The sequence below is a fragment of the Streptomyces sp. NPDC059452 genome (assembly GCF_042750035.1).
Taxonomy (GTDB): Bacteria; Actinomycetota; Actinomycetes; order Streptomycetales; family Streptomycetaceae; genus Streptomyces.
The window spans coordinates 23514-40714 of record NZ_JBHYVE010000046.1 but is presented as its reverse complement, the minus strand read 5'-3'; the positions used below and the strand labels follow the sequence as shown (position 1 = coordinate 40714).

At 72.9% G+C, this 17201-nt stretch carries 12 protein-coding genes and 2 pseudogenes; 13 read left to right on the top strand and 1 reads right to left on the bottom strand.

Features of this window, described 5'->3' with window-relative positions:
• Positions 1 to 130 precede the first annotated feature (130 nt).
• From ACFW9Z_RS34610 to ACFW9Z_RS34560, 11 genes are all read left to right on the top strand, one after another.
• Positions 131 to 1300 (top strand): glycosyltransferase family 4 protein, encoded by a 1170-nt coding sequence (locus ACFW9Z_RS34610; protein WP_384647352.1) that lies wholly within the window; start codon positions 131 to 133, stop codon positions 1298 to 1300.
• A complete protein-coding gene (locus ACFW9Z_RS34605) occupies positions 1297 to 2034 on the top strand; it encodes a class I SAM-dependent methyltransferase (RefSeq protein ID WP_384647350.1) in 738 nt (245 codons plus the stop codon). Before ACFW9Z_RS34610 ends, ACFW9Z_RS34605 begins: the two co-directional genes overlap by 4 nt.
• Complete coding sequence (locus ACFW9Z_RS34600) at positions 2031 to 6395, top strand: alpha-(1->3)-arabinofuranosyltransferase family protein (protein ID WP_384647348.1); 4365 nt, start codon at positions 2031 to 2033, stop codon at positions 6393 to 6395. Before ACFW9Z_RS34605 ends, ACFW9Z_RS34600 begins: the two co-directional genes overlap by 4 nt.
• Positions 6395 to 7702 (top strand): condensation protein, encoded by a 1308-nt coding sequence (locus tag ACFW9Z_RS34595; protein WP_384647346.1) that lies wholly within the window; start codon positions 6395 to 6397, stop codon positions 7700 to 7702. The genes ACFW9Z_RS34600 and ACFW9Z_RS34595 overlap by 1 nt, the downstream gene beginning before the upstream one ends.
• Positions 7699 to 8424, top strand: coding sequence for a class I SAM-dependent methyltransferase (locus tag ACFW9Z_RS34590; RefSeq protein WP_384647344.1), 726 nt, complete (start codon positions 7699 to 7701; stop codon positions 8422 to 8424). Before ACFW9Z_RS34595 ends, ACFW9Z_RS34590 begins: the two co-directional genes overlap by 4 nt.
• A gap of 4 nt (positions 8425 to 8428) precedes the next feature.
• A complete protein-coding gene (locus tag ACFW9Z_RS34585) occupies positions 8429 to 9325 on the top strand; it encodes a hypothetical protein (RefSeq protein ID WP_384647342.1) in 897 nt (298 codons plus the stop codon).
• A 56-nt stretch (positions 9326 to 9381) separates the two neighbouring features.
• Positions 9382 to 9600 (top strand): Trm112 family protein, encoded by a 219-nt coding sequence (locus ACFW9Z_RS34580; RefSeq protein WP_384647340.1) that lies wholly within the window; start codon positions 9382 to 9384, stop codon positions 9598 to 9600.
• On the top strand, positions 9597 to 10361 hold the full coding sequence (locus ACFW9Z_RS34575; protein WP_384647338.1) for an FkbM family methyltransferase: 765 nt from the start codon (positions 9597 to 9599) through the stop codon (positions 10359 to 10361). Before ACFW9Z_RS34580 ends, ACFW9Z_RS34575 begins: the two co-directional genes overlap by 4 nt.
• A 49-nt stretch (positions 10362 to 10410) precedes the next feature.
• Positions 10411 to 11076 (top strand): winged helix-turn-helix domain-containing protein, encoded by a 666-nt coding sequence (locus tag ACFW9Z_RS34570; RefSeq protein ID WP_384647354.1) that lies wholly within the window; start codon positions 10411 to 10413, stop codon positions 11074 to 11076.
• Complete coding sequence (locus ACFW9Z_RS34565) at positions 11073 to 12392, top strand: sensor histidine kinase (protein ID WP_384647336.1); 1320 nt, start codon at positions 11073 to 11075, stop codon at positions 12390 to 12392. The genes ACFW9Z_RS34570 and ACFW9Z_RS34565 overlap by 4 nt, the downstream gene beginning before the upstream one ends.
• Positions 12393 to 12476: 84 nt before the next feature.
• The gene (locus ACFW9Z_RS34560; RefSeq protein ID WP_384647334.1) at positions 12477 to 14180 is read left to right on the top strand and encodes an alpha/beta hydrolase; all 1704 of its coding nucleotides are present in this window, start codon (positions 12477 to 12479) and stop codon (positions 14178 to 14180) included.
• 15 nt (positions 14181 to 14195) lie between these two features.
• On the opposite strand, the pseudogene ACFW9Z_RS34555 reads toward ACFW9Z_RS34560, so the two are convergent.
• Positions 14196 to 14487: pseudogene (locus tag ACFW9Z_RS34555) on the bottom strand (DUF1345 domain-containing protein); the annotation flags it as partial.
• Here ACFW9Z_RS34555 and ACFW9Z_RS34550 point away from each other — a divergent pair.
• Together ACFW9Z_RS34550 and ACFW9Z_RS34545 are read left to right on the top strand one after the other, a co-directional pair.
• Positions 14485 to 14850 (top strand): annotated as a pseudogene (locus ACFW9Z_RS34550) (molybdopterin dinucleotide binding domain-containing protein); the annotation flags it as partial. The pseudogenes ACFW9Z_RS34555 and ACFW9Z_RS34550 overlap by 3 nt on opposite strands.
• A 202-nt stretch (positions 14851 to 15052) precedes the next feature.
• Entirely contained in the window at positions 15053 to 17125 is a 2073-nt protein-coding gene (locus ACFW9Z_RS34545) for a neutral/alkaline ceramidase (protein WP_384647331.1), read from the top strand.
• Positions 17126 to 17201: the final 76 nt, after the last annotated feature.

The following is a 17201-nucleotide window of genomic DNA, read 5'->3' as shown; positions in this document are numbered from 1 at the left end:
CCCTCCCCTTTTCGCCCCGCTCGCCCCTTCTCATCACCTCTCATCCACCCTCGCCTCTCTTCATCCCTTCTCCGTGTTCTCCCAGCCCCCGCCCCACGTCCCCAGCACACCGAGCCGAGTTGGAGCGCCCATGCCCCAGCACGTTCCTTCCCCGCTGCTCGACGCAGCCGCGCCACAGGGTCAGGGCCAGGTCTCCCCCAGGGTTTCCGCCTCCCCGAGACGCATCGTCTTCCTCGCCCACCGCGATCTGGGCAATCCCGCCGCAGGCGGTTCCGAGCTGCTCGTCGACCAGCTCGCCCTCGGCCTCACCGAACGAGGCCATGACGTCACCCTCCTCTGCGGCGGCCAGGCCGCACGCCGGCCCTACCGGGTCGTCTCCGCGGGCTCCACGCTGGGGCACTACCTCGGCGCGCGCTCCGCGTTCGCCCGGCAGGTCGGCAGCTGCGACCTGCTGGTGGAGGTCTGCAACGGCATGCCGTACCTGGCTCCCCTGTGGCACCGGGGTCCGACCGTGTGCCTGGTCAACCATGTCCACACCGATCTGTGGGAGATGCGATTCCCGGCGCCGGTGGCCCGCGCCGGGCGGCAGCTCGAACACTGGGCCCTGTCCCGGGCCTACCGGGACCATCTGATGATCGCCGTCTCGCCGTCCACCGCGGGCGCCCTGCGTGAGCTGGGCGTTCCGGACGAGCGCATACGGCTGGTGAACAACGGCGTCCAGGAGCCGCGCCCGCAGAGCGAACGGTCGGCGACCCCGTTGTTCCTCGCGCTCGGCCGGCTGGTCGACTACAAGCGCATCGATCTGCTGCTCCAGCTCTGGGAGCGGGTGCGGCCGGTCACCGGTGGCCGGCTCGTGATCGTCGGTGACGGCCCCGAGCGGGAGAAGCTGGAACGGCTCGCCGGTCCCGGGGTGGAGTTCGCCGGGCATGTGTCCGAGGAGGAGAAGCACCGGCTTCTGTGCGCCTCCTGGATGCTGCTGCACCCGGCGGCCGTCGAGGGGTGGGGCCTGGTCGTCACGGAGGCCGGCACCCGCTCGACGCCGACCCTCGGCTTCGACGTCCCCGGACTGCGCGACTCCGTCGAGGACGGCGTCACGGGCGTCCTCGCCCGGGGCGAGTCGTCCTTCGCCGCGGCCTGGTGTGCACTGGCGCTGGACGAGGAGCGCCGCGAGGCGATGGGCAAGGCGGCGCGCGAGCGTGCGGCGGCCTACCGGTGGAGCAGCAGCGTGGACCAGTTCGAGGCCGTGGCCGCCGAGGCGACCAGCGGTACACGGTCCCGGCCGGCGGGTGCCGGCTCGTGAAAGACCCGTCCTTCCGCCGCTCCCTCACCCTGTTCCGCGCCCTCCTGCGCGAGAAGGAGGACCCGGTCACCGCGTACACCCTGCTGGCCAGGGACGCGGCGGACCAGGTCGAGCGGCACCTGCCCCTGGAGGGGAAGCTCGTCGTGGACATCGGCGGCGGCAACGGCTACTTCACCCAGGAGTTCCGGCGGCGCGGCGCGCAGAGCTATCTCTTCGAGCCGGACCGCGGGGAGCTGAGTGACCTGCGGCCGCAGGGGTCGCGGGAGCCGCGGGACACCGTCGTCGCCGACGGCTATCTGCTGCCGCTGGCGGACGGGGCGGCCGATGTCGCCTTCTCCTCCAACGTGCTGGAGCATGTCGCCGACCCGCACACCTTTCTCAGCGAGATGGCGCGCGTCACCCGCCCCGGCGGGCTGATCTACGTCTCGTTCACCAACTGGTACTCGCCGTGGGGCGGCCACGAGTGGGCCCCCTGGCACTACGCCGGAGCCGAGCGCGCCCGCGCCCGCTACGAGCGGCGCACGGGCCACCCGGCCAAGCACCGCCTCGGCGAGAACCTCTTCAGGATCGGCGTCGGCCCGACGCTGCGCCACGTGCGGGGCCGCACCGATGTGGACGTGGTGTCCGCACGGTCGCGGTACTGGCCGGTCCTGCCCGAACTTGTTACCCGGGTGCCCGGACTGCGGGAATTCGCCACCTGGAACCTCCTCCTCATTCTCCGGCGGTGTTCATGACCAGCGCAGTCCACCTCCCACCCCACCAGTCCCCGGACGGCGGCGATCCGTCGTCCGCGAGACCGGCCGACGATCCGGCGCCCCGTTCACGGCGCTGGCTGCTGGGGTTCTGGGCCACGGTGTTCGTGGCGTTCCTGGCGGTGTCGCCGGGGCGCATGACGTTCGACACCAAGCTCGGGGTCGTCGTGGACCCCCGGCGGTTCCTCGGCGACCTGAGCGAGCTGTGGCAGAGCCGCAACGGGTTCGGCGGGATCACGGACCAGTACATCGGCTACCTCATGCCGATGCTGCCGTACTACGGCCTGGCCGACGTGCTGAAGGTGCCCACCTGGCTCGCGGAGCGGCTGTGGCTCTCGCTGATCGTGGCGACCGCCTTCTGGGGCGCGCTGCGGCTGGCGGAGCGGCTGCGCGTGGGCTCCTCGGCCACCCGGCTGCTCGGCGCCCTCGTGTACGCGCTGTGGCCGACGTACACCATCGTGGTGGGCTCGACCTCCGCCGCCGCGCTGCCCGGCGCGATGCTGCCGTGGGTGCTGCTGCCGCTGACGGACCCCCGTCTGGCGCCGCGTATCGCCGCCGCCCGTTCCGCGCTGCTGATCCCGCTGATGGGCGGGGTGAACGCGGCGTCCACGCTGGCCTCGCTGCTGCCGGTCGGGCTCTATCTGCTGACCCGGCCGGGCGGGGCGCGCAAGCGGGCGCTGCTGCTCTGGTGGATCCCGGGCGTGATCCTCGCGACCGCCTGGTGGATCGTTCCGCTGCTGCTGCTCGGCATCTACGGCGAGAACTTCATGCCGTACGTGGAGTCCTCGTACACCACGACGACGACCATGTCGGCGGCCGAAATGCTGCGCGGCGCCGGGAACTGGGTCGGCTATCTGAACTTCGGTGAGGCGTGGCTGCCCGCCGGGTGGACCGTCGCCACGGCGACCGTCACCATCCTGGGCTCGGCGCTGGCCGCCGCCCTGGGTCTGGCCGGTCTGGCCCGGCGCGATCTGCCGGAGCGCCGCTGGCTGGTGCTGACCGTGCTCTCCGTCGCGCTCGTCACGCTCGCCGGGTACGGGGGTGCGCTGGGCGGTCTCTTCCACGGGACCGTGCAGGGCTGGCTGGACGGCTGGCTCGTGCCGTTCCGGAACATCTACAAGTTCCAGACCGGTCTGGGGCTGGCCCTGGCACTGGGTCTGGCTCACATCGCCGCCGTCGCCTCGGTGCGGGCGGGGCGCGAGGACCGCGTACCGGTCCGGGTGCGCCGGCTGGCTCCGGTGATCGCCGCCGTGCTCGTGCTGCCGGGACTGGCCTGGCCGTACGTCAACGGGTCGATCCTGCAACCGGGTTCGTTCGAGAAGGTCCCCGACCACTGGAAGAGGACGGCGGGCTGGCTGAAGAAGAACTCGCCGGACGACCGGGCCCTGGTGGTCCCGGCGACCGCGCACGGCCTCTACACCTGGGGCTCCCCCATCGACCAGCCGCTGGACGTGCTGGCCGACACGCCGTACGGGCAGCGCGACTACGTGCCCTTCGGGACGCCGGGCAACCGGCGCGCGATGGACGCCGTCGAGCAGGCGCTGACGTCCGGGGGCCAGGTGCCGGGGCTGAGCGAGTACCTGGGCCGGGCGGGGCTGCACTACGTCGTGGTCCGCAACGACCTGGACCCGGACCAGCTGGGGTACGTCCCCACCACCACGGTCAAGCGCACCCTGGAGGCGTCCGGCTACCAGCGGGTCACCGGCTTCGGACCGGTGATGACCGGCGGCCGCATAGCCGCCGACACGCCGATCCAGATCGAGGGCCTCTACCCGCGCCAGAAGGCGGTGGAGATCTACGAGCCGCCCACCGGCACCGAACGTCCCGGGCGGGCGGGTATCGCCCCCGTCTCCTCGACCGCCGTCGTCAGCGGCGGGCCGGAGTCCCTGCTGCCGCTCGCCGCGAGCGGTGCCCTGGAAGGCCGGCCCACCGTGCTGGCCGGTGACGCCCACCCGGGCGTGGGGAAGCCGTCGCTCTACGCGGCGGGCGACGGGCTGCGCCGCGCCGACACCCGGTTCGGCCTGGTCAACACCAATACGTCACACACCTATACGGCCGACGAGCGGAACGCGCCGGAGTCCGCGCAGGACCCGGGGGCCCAGCCCCGCCAGATCCTGCCGACCTCCGGCAAGGAGCACCAGACCACGGCCGTCCTGCGGGGCGCGAAGTCGGTCAGTGCCTCGTCCATCGGCAACTGGCTGTTCCACCTGCCGCAGTACGACCCGGCCAACGCCTTCGACGGCAATCCGGACACCGCCTGGGCGGAGGGGTCCCCGGAATCCTCCAAGGGCGAGTGGGTACGGATCGACTTCTCCGGTACGAAGGAGCTTCCGGACGCGTTGCAGCTCACCCCGCTGTCCAGCAACAACGTACGGGCGGCGGCGACCGAGGTACGGGTCGAGACGGACCGCGGTTACAAGGACAGTCCGCTCCGCCCCGACGGCTCCCCGCAGGAGGTGGCGGCGCCCGCCGGGCCCGCCCAGTGGCTGAAGGTGACGATCCTCAAGTCCCAGCAGGGACGCCCCGGTCTCACCGGCGCCGGGTTCAGCGATATCGCCGTCCCCGGGGTGCAGGTCACCCGGATGCTGGAGCTGCCCTCCGACGCGCCGAAGGAGGGTGCCGACTCCTCGGTCTACTCGCTGAAGCGCGGCAGCGACCCCGGCGGGCTCTCCGCCGTGGCCGCCGAGACCGGGCTGCACCGCCAGTTCACCCCGGCGGAGGCCGGGGAGTACACGGTCGCCGCGAGCGCACTGCCCGTACCGGGTGATGCCCTCGACAAGCTGCTGTTCGAGCTGACGGGCAAGAAGAAGCAGATCCTGGTGAGTGCCGACTCCACGGCGCGGCTGGGCACCAACCTCAGCGCGCGGAATCTGACGGACGGCGACCTCACCACGGCGTGGATCGCGGGCGACCGCCCCGTACTGCGTCTGTCCTGGCCCAAGAAGAAGAAGATCAGCGAGATCGTGTTCGTGGCGGCCGGCGGGCTCTCCACCCGGCCCGAGCAGGTGCAGATCACCTCGCCGGACGGCCTGGCCGTGGCGACGGTGGACGACAACGGCATGGCCCGCTTCCCGGCCATCGACACCGACCGGATGGACATCACCATCTCGCGCACGGCACCGCTCACCGTGCACAACCCGTTCGCCGGTGACCAGTTGCAGCTGCCGGTCGGACTGAGCGAGGTCCACATCCCCGCGCTGAAGGAGTTCGCCTCACCGCAGCCCGACCCGGAGAAGACGTTCAGCCTGCGCTGCGGCCAGGGGCCGGTGATCTCCGTCAACGGCACGTTCATGGAGACGAAGGCCGAGGGCCGGATCAGCGACCTGACGCAGCGGCGGCCCGTCGCCGTCTCGCTCTGCACCGAGCAGAGCAAGGTGGAGCTGGGCGCGTCGAGCCAGACCGTGGAGGCCGGTGACGCCGGTCCGCTCGCCGTCACCGATGTCACGCTCAGCAAGGGCGGGACCGAGATCCCGGCGGCCACCGCCCGGACGGTCGACGTCGAGAAGAGCGACGGCGACCGGCGCACGCTGACGGTCGGCGCCGGGGAGGCCTCGTACCTCCAGCTCCACGAGAACCACAACAAGGGCTGGAAGGCCACGCTGGACGGCAAGGAGCTGACGCCGCTGCGGATCGACGGCTGGCAGCAGGCGTGGCTGGTCCCCGAGGGCGAGGGTGGCAAGGTCACCCTGGAGTACGAGCCCGCGCGGATCTACCAGGCCGGTCTGATCGGGGGCGGGGTGTTCCTCCTCGTCCTCGCCGGGCTCGCCTTCGTACGCCGCCGGGGCGCCGCTCCGTACGAGGCCGAGGAGCAGCCCGCACCGCCGGCTCCCGGGCTGATCCTGGGCACGGTGGCGCTGACCCTGGTGGGCATCGTGATCGCGGGACCGGTCGCCCTGGTGGTGCCCGTCCTCGCCGTGCTCGCCCACTTCCGCCCGTCCCTGCTCGCACCGGTCGCCTTCGCGGCGATGGCCGGGGCCGGGGTGGTCGTGGCCGTGGGCACCGGAAGCCACATCACCACGGGAGAGGGTGCCTTCGGCCCGACGGCTCAACTCCTCGCGCTGATCGCCCTGTTCGCCGCACTGGTCTCGGTGGGGTCCGCCCCGGTCCGGGGCCGACGGGCGGCGGGCCGGGGCACGGAGCCCTCGGCCGGGGCCGGGTACGACGGCGGTACGGAGCCCTCGGCCGGGTACGAAGGCGGCAGCGAGCCCGTGGCAGCGGGCGGCGACGGTCGTACGGTTCCGGCGCAGCCCGCGCCACCGTCCGGCCGGACCCTCTCCGCCGACGCGAAGAGGCCGCACACCGACCCGCCCACCCAGGGTCATGGCGGCGGAGGAAGCAGCTGATGACCGCCGTCCAGCCCGCCCGGCCGCGTCCTGCGGCCGGGCGGCTGCCCCGGGTGCCGTTCCCCGTCGTCGACGAGGTGGACCGGCACTGCGCCCAGGACGCCGAGCCGAGCACCGTACACATCGAGGTGCATCTGCCCGGCCGGGTCGAGGAGGACCGGCTGCGCTCCGCGTTCGCCGCCTCGCTGGCCCGCCACCCCCGGGCGCTGATGCGGGAGTCGCCGCGCGGCCGCTTCGCCCGGCGGTACGAGTGGGAGCTGACGGACGGCGCCGACCGGGAACCGGTCACCTTCCTCCCGGCCGCGCCCGGTGCACTCGACCGGGCGCGGGCGGGGTCGCTCGGCGCCGCCCCGCCGCTCACCGTCTCTCCTCCGCTGCGGGTCGATGTGGTCGAGGAGCCGGAGAGGGAGGGGTGTGTGCTGGTGTTCAGCGTGAACCACACCGCGCTGGACGGGCCCGCCTGTCTGCGGCTGGCGGCCACCGCCGCCGAGATCTACAGCGGGCAGGCCGCTCCCCCCGCGTCCGCCCCCGCCCGCCCGGCCTTCGCGCCGCCGCCCCGGAGCACCGGGCCGACGGCCCTGGCCCGGCCGGCCCGGGTGGCGGCGGGCACGACCCCGGGAAAGGTGCCCGGCAACGCTCAGCTGCTGGCCGAACTGCCGGTGCCCCGGCGGGAGTCCGGTGCGCCCTACACGGTCAACGACCAGTTGATGGTGGCCACCGCGCTCACGGTGGCCGAGTGGAACCGGCAGCGCGGGGCGGCCGAGCGGCCGCTGCGGATCACCATGCCGGTCGACGACCGCACCCGGGGGCCTCAGATGCCCATCGGCAACGGGACCCGGCTGGTCGAGGTCGGCTTCGAGGCGGCGGAGGTGGCGTCCGGCACGGACATCGCCGCCCTGCTGCGCCTGACCGCCGAGCGCACCCGCGCCCTGAAGGCGCGGCCGCGTCCGCAACTGGGCCGCTCGGCCTCGCTGCTGACCACCCCGCTGCTGCCGGTCGCCGCGCGTGCGGCGTACACCCGGGGGCTGCGGGTGCTGGCAGGGCCGTGGACCTCCACGACCCTGCTCAGCAACCTCGGCCGCATCCCGTACCCGCTGGACTTCGGCGAGGCGGGGAGGTCCACCGCCCTGTGGATGTCCGCGCCCGCCCGGCTCCCGAGGGGGCTGACGTTCACCACCGCGTCCACGGGCGGCCGGCTCCACCTGGCCCTGCGCTGGTCGCGCACCCTGCTGGGTGACGAGGACGGCGCGGCGCTGCTCGCCCTGTTCACCCGTCATCTGGCCGCGACATCCTCGGAGGCGCCGTGACCGGCACCGTTTCTCCCCCGCCCGGCCTGCGGGACTTCTACGAGAACCCGGCCGTCCCGGTGGCGTCCGGCGACGGGCGCACCCGGCGCCAGGCACGGCTGCTGGCCGATGCCCTCAAAGCGCCGGGCCAGGTCATCGTGGACGTCGGGTGCGGCGACGGGACGGCCGCCGCGACCGCCGCGCCGATCCTCGCCGGGCACCGGCTGATCGGCGTCGACTGGTCGCAGGACGCGCTGCGCCGGGCCCGGCCCCGGATGGGGGCGGTGGTCCGGGGCGAGCTGGAACACGGCGGGCTGCCGCTCGCCGACGGGTGCGCGGACGCGGTGCTGTTCAGCGAGATCCTGGAGCACCTGGTCGACCCGGACCAGGCGCTGGACGAGCTGCGGCGGATCCTGAAGCCCGGCGGCCACCTCATGCTCTCCACCCCGAACCTGGCCGCCTGGTACAACCGGGCGCTGCTGCTGGCCGGGGTGCAGCCGGTGTTCTCCGAGGTGAGCCTGCGTGGTATCCACGGCCGCCCCGGCACCGAGGTGGTGGGCCATCTGCGGCTGTACACCGCCCGCGCGCTGCGCTCGTTCCTGACGGCCTCCGGCTTCGAGGACGTGAGAATCACGGGCGCCCCCTTCCACGGGGTGCCGCGCCCGCTGCGGCTGCTCGACCGGGCGGCGTGCGCGGTGCCCGGTGCGGCGTCCATCCTGCTGGCCCACGCTCGGCGGCGATAGGACGATGTGGTGGGGTGTGGGGGCCGCACTGGTGGCCAACCTGCTGTACAGCGTGGGCTTCGTGCTGGAGAAGCGGGCGCTGGGCAACCTGCCCGCGCTCTCCGCAGGCAATCCCGTGCGGGTGATCCTCACCCTGCTCACCAGCCCGCTGTGGATCGTGGGCGCGCTGGCGCTGGCGGCCGGTTTCGGCGCCCAGCTGATCGTCTACCGGGCGCTGCCGATCGCGGCGGCGCAGGGCATCTTCGTCTCCGGCCTGGTGCTGCTCCTGCTGCTCTCCTCGGTCGTCCTGGGCGAGGAGTCGACCGGCCGCGAACGCTATGCGCTGGGCGGGGTCCTGGTGGCGCTGCTGATGGTCGTCGCCTCGATCCGCGAGGGCGAGGACCAGGTGAGCGGCGGCGCCCCCTGGACGCTGGTGCTGCTGGTCTGCCTCCCGGCGCTGGCGGCGGGCGTCTGGCTCTACGTACGGGTGGAGCGCCGGGCGAACCAGCGCCACCGGGTGCCGACCAGCGGCATCGGCTACGGGGTCGCGGTCGGGCTGCTGTACGGCGTCAGCACCCTGGCCGTCAAGGGCGTCTCCAGCCGTCTGACCACCACCGACCTCGGGGAGGCGGCCCGTTCGCTGTTCGGCTCGCCCTACCCGTATCTGCTGCTCTTCACCGCCGTGGCCGGTCTCGTCATGTCCCAGACGGCCCTGCAACGCTGCCGGGCCTCCCTCATCGTGCCCGTGTGCACCACGGTGACCTGTCTGTTCACCGCGGTCCTCGGGACGTTCGCCTTCGGCGAGTCCCTTCCCGACGATCCGCTGCTGCTGGCCCTGCGGGTGGCCGGCACGGCGCTGGCCCTGACCGTCCTGCTGGCCATGCCCCGCCACGACCCTCCCGTGGAGGCGGTCCCGTCCTGACCCCGGCCCATCGACCCGTGTCCTGAAGTCCACCCCCACCCCGAGGGAGCCCCCGAATGAACCCCGACGACCCGCTGCTCACCATCCTGGCCTGCCCGCTCGACAAGGGCCCGCTGGCCCTGCTGACCGACGAGGAGGCGCTCTACAACCCCCGGCTGCGGCTGAGTTACCCCATCCTGGACGGCATACCGCAGCTGCTGCCCTCCTCGGGGCGCAAGGTCGACGCCGAGGCCCACGAGAGGTACCTCGCCCACCTCAAGGTCTCGGCCGCGTGACCACGTTCGCCGCGGCGGTGGCGTCCCGGCTGCCCACCGGCCTGGTCGCCGCCGCCGCCGTCGCCCTCTACCCGCGCTTCGAGCCGGAGCTGCGCCGGCTCGCCGACTTCTGCCCGCCCGGCACCACCGCCGTGGACATCGGCGGCTGGTACGGCCCCTGGTCGCGCCGACTGGCCCGGCGCTGCGCGAAGGTCGTCACCGTCGAGCCCGTACCGCATCTGGCCGACCATCTGCGCCGTACGCTGCCGTCCAACGCCCGGGTGGTGCAGGGGGCGGCGACCGACGGGCCCGGTACGGCGCGGCTCTGGTTCCCGGCGGGCGACCGGGGCGACCGGGGGGTCTCCTCGCTGGAGCGCCGTGACATCCACGCGCACAGCGTCGAGGTGGAGTCCCTCACCATCGACAGCCTCGGCCTGCACGGGGTCGGCTTCGTGAAGATGGACGTGGACGGCGCCGAGGTGGCCGCGCTGCGGGGTGCGGAGGAGCTGCTGCGGCGGGACCGCCCGGCGCTGCTCGTCGAGCTGGAGAGCAGGCTCGGCCCGATCGCTCCGGCGGTCGCCCTGCTCACCGGTCAGGGGTACGCGGGGTGGGTGCTGGCCGGGCGGAGCTGGATCCCGCTGACCGGCTTCGACCTGCCGGGCCACCAGGCGAGGACGGAGCACCTCGTCCACCAGGGGCTGCTGCGCCGGGCGTTGCCCCGGCGTGAGCGGTACATCAACTCGGTGCTGTTCCTCCCTGAGGGGCGGGTGCCGGGCGGGTAGACCGCTGAACGCGGGCGCGCCGCAGCTCAACTAGGGTGTCGCCGTGAGAGTGCTGCTGGTCGAGGACGACACCAACCTCCGGTTCGGGGTGGCCGCCGCGCTGCGTGCGGCCGGTCTCGCGGTCGACGAGGCCGTCGATCTGCCGCAGGCCGACGAGGCCCTGTTCGTCACCGCGTACGACTGTGTGGTCTTCGACCGGATGCTGCCGTCGGGGGACGCCGCCGCCTATGTGGAGGAGCTGCGGCGGGGCGGGCGGGCCGTTCCGGTGCTGTTCCTCACCGCCCGGGACACCGTGGCCGACCGCGTCGAGGGCTTCGCCCGGGGCGGCGACGACTATCTGGTCAAGCCGTTCGCCGTGCCGGAGCTGGTGGCCCGGGTGCGCAGTCTGTGCCGCCGCGCCCCGGATGTGAGCCCGCCGGTGCTGCGGGTCGGGGACGTGGAGATCGACACCGCCCGGCGTCAGGTGCGCCGGGCGGGTGTCCTGCTGACCTTCACCCGCCGGGAGTTCGCCGTACTGGAGGTGCTGGCCACCCGTGCCGATCAGGCGGTGGGCCGGGCGGAGCTGATCGAGAGCTGCTGGGACGAGATGGCGGAGCCGCAGTCGAACGTCCTGGAGGTGCTGATCTCGCAGCTGCGGCGGAAGCTCGGCGACCCTCCGATGGTCCACACCGTGCGCGGGGTCGGCTACCGTCTGGCCGCCGGGTCCGCCCGGTGAGGGTCGTACGCAACCCCTTCCGCTCGTCCCGTACGTTGACGCCGACCGCGCGCGTACGGAGGCTGCGCCGCCGCATCACCGTGCTGTTCGCGCTGACCAGTGCGGTGGGGCTGGTCGCGATGGCCGCTCTGGCGGTGCGCAGCGACGGCGTGCGCTGGCGCGAACAGCTGGATCAGTCGATGAGCGCCGACACCAACTGGGCGCTGGGTCTGCTGGAGACCGACGAGGACGGCCGGCTGGACACCGAGGTGCTGCTCGACAACGCGGGGACCTCGTGTCCGCCGCTCTTCCTGCTCTCGGTACGGGACACCGCCACGGAGCTGGCCGTCGAACACGCCCCCCGCCGCCCCTGTCTGACCCTCGCGCCCGCCTCCGTACAACAGGCCGCCCTGGCCGCCGTACGGGCCGACGAGCCCCGGTCGCGGGACGCGCGGACGACGGAGGGTGAGCCGGTACGGATGTTCGCCCTGCCCTTCTATCCGCCGGACGCGGCGGAGGACGCGCCGCCGCAGGGGGTTCTGGTGACCGTGGCGGACGCCTCGGCCCAGCGGGCCGACCACCGGCGGCTGACCTGGGTGGTGACCGGCGGCTGTGCCCTGCTGGTCCTGCTGTCGGCCGGGGTCGGGCATCTGCTCTCCGGGCGGGCGATCCGGCCGGCGCTGGAGGCGCTGGACCGGCAGGAGTCGTTCCTGGCCGACGCCGCGCACGACCTGCGTACCCCGACGGCCTCGCTGCGGACGCTCGCCGAGACCGCGCTGCGCGGCGAGACCGACAGCACCGACGTCCACCGGCGCACGCTCCGGCTCGCGGAGGGCATGGGCACGCTGGTCGACGGGCTGCTCACCCGGGCCCGGCTGATGTCGGGGACGGCCGTCCTCGCGGTGGAGCCGCTGCGGCTGGACCAGTTGGTGGAGGCCGTCGTCGAGGACACGGCCACCGAGGGGCAGCCGGTGACGGTGCGGGCGGAGCAGGCCGTGGTGGTGGTCGCCGACCCCGATCTCGTACGCCGTGCGGTGGCCAATCTGGTCGGCAACGCGCTCGTCCACGGCCATCGGCCCGGTGAGCGGGCCGAGGTGGAGGTCACTGTGGGCAGCGATGGGGCCACGGCGACGGTGACGGTGGAGGACGCGGGGCCGGGGCTGCCGCCCGAGGTGGCGGGCGCGCTCTTCGACCGGTTCCGCAGCGGCTCGGGCTCGACCGGGCTCGGCCTGTCCATCGCCTCCTGGGTCGCCCACGCCCACGGCGGCAGCCTCACCACGGAACCGGGGCGGCGCGGCGGGGCCCGGTTCGTGCTGCGCCTGCCCGCCGGGGGCTGACCGTACGCGGGCCTCATCAAAACCTCAGCATCGCTCAGGAATGCTTCGGGCTTGGAACCACACCACCCCTTCCGGGAGCACTCCTTGAACCGCGCCGTCCGCCGCCGCCACACCCTCGTCACCGCCCTGGCCCTCCTCGGCTCCCTCTCGCTGACCGCCTGCACGGGCGGCCCGGTCCCGAAGGCAGAGGTGGGCGCGGCGAAGGTCACCGACCCGGCGTCCCGGGCCGATCTGAAGCCCTTCTACGGCCAGCGGCTGGTGTGGACCGGCTGCGCGACCGACGGCTACGAGTGCGCGCGGCTCACCGTCCCCCTGGACTACACACGCCCGGAGAACGGCCGGACGTTCGTGCTGCCGGTCGCCCGCGCCGCCGCGAAGGGTCCGGGCAAGCGCATCGGCTCGCTCGTCTTCAACCCCGGCGGCCCCGGTGCGGGCGGGGCGAGCTCGCTCGAAGAGGGGATGGACGAGGCATTCGGCGCGGCGGTGCGGGCCCGCTTCGACATCGTCGGCTTCGACCCGCGCGGGGTCGGGGGAAGCATCCCGGCCCTCACCTGCGAACCGGCGGAGGAGGAAACGGAGGAGGAGACGGAGGAGGAAGGCGCGGAGGAATCAGAGGAGGAGACCGACGAGGGCAACGAGAACGAGGAGGAGGCCTCCGACTCCTCAGCGCCCCTGTACCCGCGTACGGAGGCCGACCGCAGGGCAGCCGCCGAGGGTGCCCGTATCGCCGCCGAGGACTGCGAGAAGCACAGCGGCCCCATCCTCCGGCACGTCGGAACGCAGGACGCGGCCCGCGACCTGGACATCCTGCGCGCGGCCCTCGGCGACCGTGAACTCACCTATCTGGGCTGGTCGTACGGGACCAGCCTGGGCACCTCGTACGCCGAGCAGTTCCCGCGCCGGGTCCGTGCCATGGTCCTGGACGGAGCGATCGACCCGTCGCTGGACTGGAAGCAGCGGATGATCAGCCAGTCGGTCGGCTTCCGGCGGAGCGTGGACGACTACGCCGAGCACTGCGCGGAGATCGCCGGGGACGGCTGCCCCGGCCGGAACCCCGAGGAGATACGGGCGCTGATCGAGCGGCTCTACCAGCGGGCGGAGCGGGAGCCGCTGCCGGTCGCGGAGGACAGCACGTACGCGGAGTACGGCGGTATGGACGCGACCGCCGTGCTCGACGCGGTCTCCATGGCGATGTACACGCCGGAGGACCAGTGGGAGGAGCTGTCGGAGGCGCTGCGGGAGGCGGACCAGGGGGACGCGACGAAGCTGGCCGCGCTGGGCGACGAGGACGCCGGTCCTGAGGGCGAGGCGGAAGACACCGAGGACACAGCGGACGCGGAGAGCACCGAGGACACCGACGAGGACCGCGTCCCCGCCGACAACAGCGACGCCGCGCTCACCGCCATCAACTGCCTGGACATCCCGCACCCCCGCTCCATCCGCCCCTACTGGGACGCCCTCGCCCCCGCCGACAAGGCCGCCGGGGTCTACGGCACCGCCGGGGTGACCGCCGAACTCACCTGCCGCAACTGGCCGTCCGGCGAGCTGCGACCGCACCGGGTGGCGGCCGAGGGCGTACCGCCGGTCCTGGTCGTGGGCACCACGGGCGACCCGTCCACCCCGTACGAGGAGTCGGTGAGTCTCGCGGAGCAGTTCCCCGAGGGGATGCTGCTGACGTACGAGGGGCTGGGCCACACCGCGTACGGACGCGGCGGCGCCTGCGTCACAAAGAAGGTCGACGCCTATCTGGTGGGGCTGAAGCGGGTCACTCCCGGGGCCACCTGCTGAGCGGCACCACGCACGTCAGCCCGTGACGATCCCGGTGACGAGGTTGATGGTGGCGGCGAGGATGCCGGCGCCGAACACGTACGACAGCAGGCAGTGCCGGAGCGTGACCGCGCGGATCTCGGTGGTGGAGACGTTGGTGTCGGAGACCTGGTAGGTCATGCCGAGGTTGTAGCTGAAGCGCGATGGCCGCGGCGGCGTGGCTGAGGTCGGAGTCGCTGGTCAGGAGCAGCACCACGATGCCGACCAGCCCGCACAGGGCGGCCGAGACGACGACCAGCTCTTCGAGGACGGGCCGGAACTCCTCGCGCCCGGCACGCTGGCGCTGGGCACCATGCGCTCGCACGACCAGTGGAACACCACCATCTACTCCGACAACGACCGCTACCGGGGCATCGAGAACCTGCGCACGCTCGTCTTCATGAACCGGGCCGACATGCGCGAACGCGGCATCACCGACCTCGGCCCGGTCGACATCACGAGCACGGCGAAGGACGGCAGCCGCCGCCACCTCAACGGCTACCTGGCCATCCCGTACGACATTCCGCGCGGCTGCGCGGCCGGGCACATGCCCGAGATGAACGTGCTGTGCGCGCTCGGCGACCACAGCACCCAGAGCGATCAGCCGATCATGAAGCACGTCAAGGTGACCATCGTTCCCACCACCACATGAGCAGCGCATACGCGACCTCAAGGGGCACATCACACCAAGCCGGACGCCAATCCTGAGGGATGTTCATTTACCGACCGGTAGAGATCTATGCGACGCAGGTCACACACCTCTACCGTCGGGGCAGCGCTCCGGGTCCCGCCGATGTCGGTGAGCCGCCGACCGGGCCCCGGGGTCCCGCACGTCTCCCGCCCCAGGAGGTCCGATGCAACCACCCCCCAGCCGTTCCCCGCGCTCCCGCCGCAAGCTCTCCGCCCTCGCACTCGCCGTCGCCCTGGGAGCCGTGGCTCTCGGCGGCGCACCCTCCCCCGCCGCCGCCTCGGACGCCGAGGCGGCGGACTACCTCATCGGGCGCGGCATCGCCGACGTCACCGGGGAGGCCGCCGAGACCGGGATGATGGGCTACTCCAGCTTCGACCAGAAGACCTCCGGCATCCACCAGCGCCAGCGGTCGCGCGCGTACGTCGTGGTCGACCGGACGACCGGCAAGCGCGTGGTCTACGTCAACGCCGACCTCGCGATGATCTTCCAGTCCGTGCAGCAGGGCGTGATCGCCCGCCTCAAGGAGCGGTACGGCAGCCTGTACGGGGACGAGAACGTGCTGCTCTCCGCCACCCACACCCACTCGGGCCCCGGCGGCTACTCCCACCACGTGGCGTACAACCTCTCCGTGCTCGGCTTCCAGAACGGCACCTACCGGGCGATCGTCGACGGCATCGCCGAGTCCGTCGCCAAGGCCCACGACGATCTGAAGCCCGGCACCATCAGCCTGGGCACCGGCACCCTCACCAACGCCAGCGTCAACCGCTCCCGCGCGGCCTTCGACCGCAATCCGGCGGCCGACCGGGCGGCCTTCCCCGACGCCATCGACCCGGCGATGACCGTGCTGCGGTTCCGGCAGGGCGAGAAGGACGCGGGCGCGATCAGCTGGTTCGCCACCCACAACACCTCGATCACCAACAAGAACACGCTGATCAGCCCCGACAACAAGGGCTATGCCGCCTACGCCTGGGAGCACGGTCACGAGGGCGTCCGCTATCTCGACAACACCCCGGGTTTCGTCGCCGCGTTCCCCAACACCAACGCCGGTGACATGTCCCCCAACCTCAACCTGAAGCCCGGATCGGGGCCCACCGAGGACGAGTTCGAGAACACCCGCATCATCGGTGAGCGCCAGCTGAACAAGGCCCGCGAGGTCTACCGGGACGCGCGGCCGGTCTCCGGCGGGGTGGACGCCCGCCTCACCTACGTGGACATGGAGAACGTCACCGTACGCGGCCAGTACACGAGCGACGGGAAGGAGGCGCGCACCTGTCCCGCCGTCGTGGGCGCCTCCACGCTCGCGGGCAGTGTGGAGGACGGCCCGGCGATCCCCGGGTTCGAGGAGGGCATGCGCACCCCGGTCGCGGCCGTCATCGACGCGCTGCGCATCGACACCCCGTCCTGGCTCGCGACCTGCCAGTACCCGAAGGCGAGCCTGGTCCCCACGGGGCTGCTGAGCAACGTCCACCCGGTGACCCCGAAGATCCTGCCGCTCCAGATCATGCGGATCGGGGAGCTGTACCTGGTGGCGGGCCCGGGCGAGTTCACGATCACCGCCGGGCTCCGGGTCCGCCGGACCGTGGCCCAGGAGCTCGGGGTCCCGCTGGAGCGGGTGCTGCTCCAGGGGTACGCCAACGCCTACAGCCAGTACGTGACGACGCCGGAGGAGTACGACACCCAGAACTACGAGGGCGGCTCCACGCTCTACGGCCGTAACACGCTCCCCGCCTACCAGCAGGAGTACGCGCGGGTCGCGGCCGCCCTGCGCCAGGGCACCCCGGTCGAGCGGGGCACGGCACCGCCGGACGAGTCGGCCCGGCAGTTCACGTTCCAGACGGGCGTGGTCTACGACAACCCGCCGCTGGGCAAGTCGTTCGGTTCGGTCCTCACCGGCCCGGCCTCCTCGTACGCGCGCGGCTCCACGGCGACCGTCGAGTTCGCCACCGGCCACCCGAAGAACAACCTGCGCCGGGGCGGGACCTTCCTGGAGGTCCAGCGGCTGGAGGCCGACGGGACGTGGAAGCGGGTGCTGGACGACGGCGACTGGGAGACCACGTACCGCTGGACCCGGATCAACGGTCTGACGGGCACGTCGAAGGCCACGGTCACCTGGAGGATCGGGGCGGACACCGCTCCCGGCACCTACCGGATCGTGCACCACGGGGACGCGAAGAACCTGCTGGGGAGGATCACACCGTTCACGGGCACGTCCTCCGCGTTCACCGTGACCGGGTGAGGTGCCGCCCGGGGCCGTGAGCTTCCGGGGCCGTGGTGCGGTCAGGGCGCCTGCCCGCACCGCGGCCCCCACTCGC

What these genes read in the sequence shown, in the direction of transcription:
- ACFW9Z_RS34610 (WP_384647352.1), top strand. Translation starts at nt 131, where the DNA reads ATGCCCCAGCACGTTCCTTCCCCGCTGCTCGACGCAGCCGCGCCACAG.
- ACFW9Z_RS34600 (WP_384647348.1), top strand. Translation starts at nt 2,031, where the DNA reads ATGACCAGCGCAGTCCACCTCCCACCCCACCAGTCCCCGGACGGCGGC.
- ACFW9Z_RS34595 (WP_384647346.1), top strand. Translation starts at nt 6,395, where the DNA reads ATGACCGCCGTCCAGCCCGCCCGGCCGCGTCCTGCGGCCGGGCGGCTG.
- ACFW9Z_RS34585 (WP_384647342.1), top strand. Translation starts at nt 8,429, where the DNA reads ATGTGGTGGGGTGTGGGGGCCGCACTGGTGGCCAACCTGCTGTACAGC.
- ACFW9Z_RS34580 (WP_384647340.1), top strand. Translation starts at nt 9,382, where the DNA reads ATGAACCCCGACGACCCGCTGCTCACCATCCTGGCCTGCCCGCTCGAC.
- ACFW9Z_RS34545 (WP_384647331.1), top strand. Translation starts at nt 15,053, where the DNA reads ATGCAACCACCCCCCAGCCGTTCCCCGCGCTCCCGCCGCAAGCTCTCC.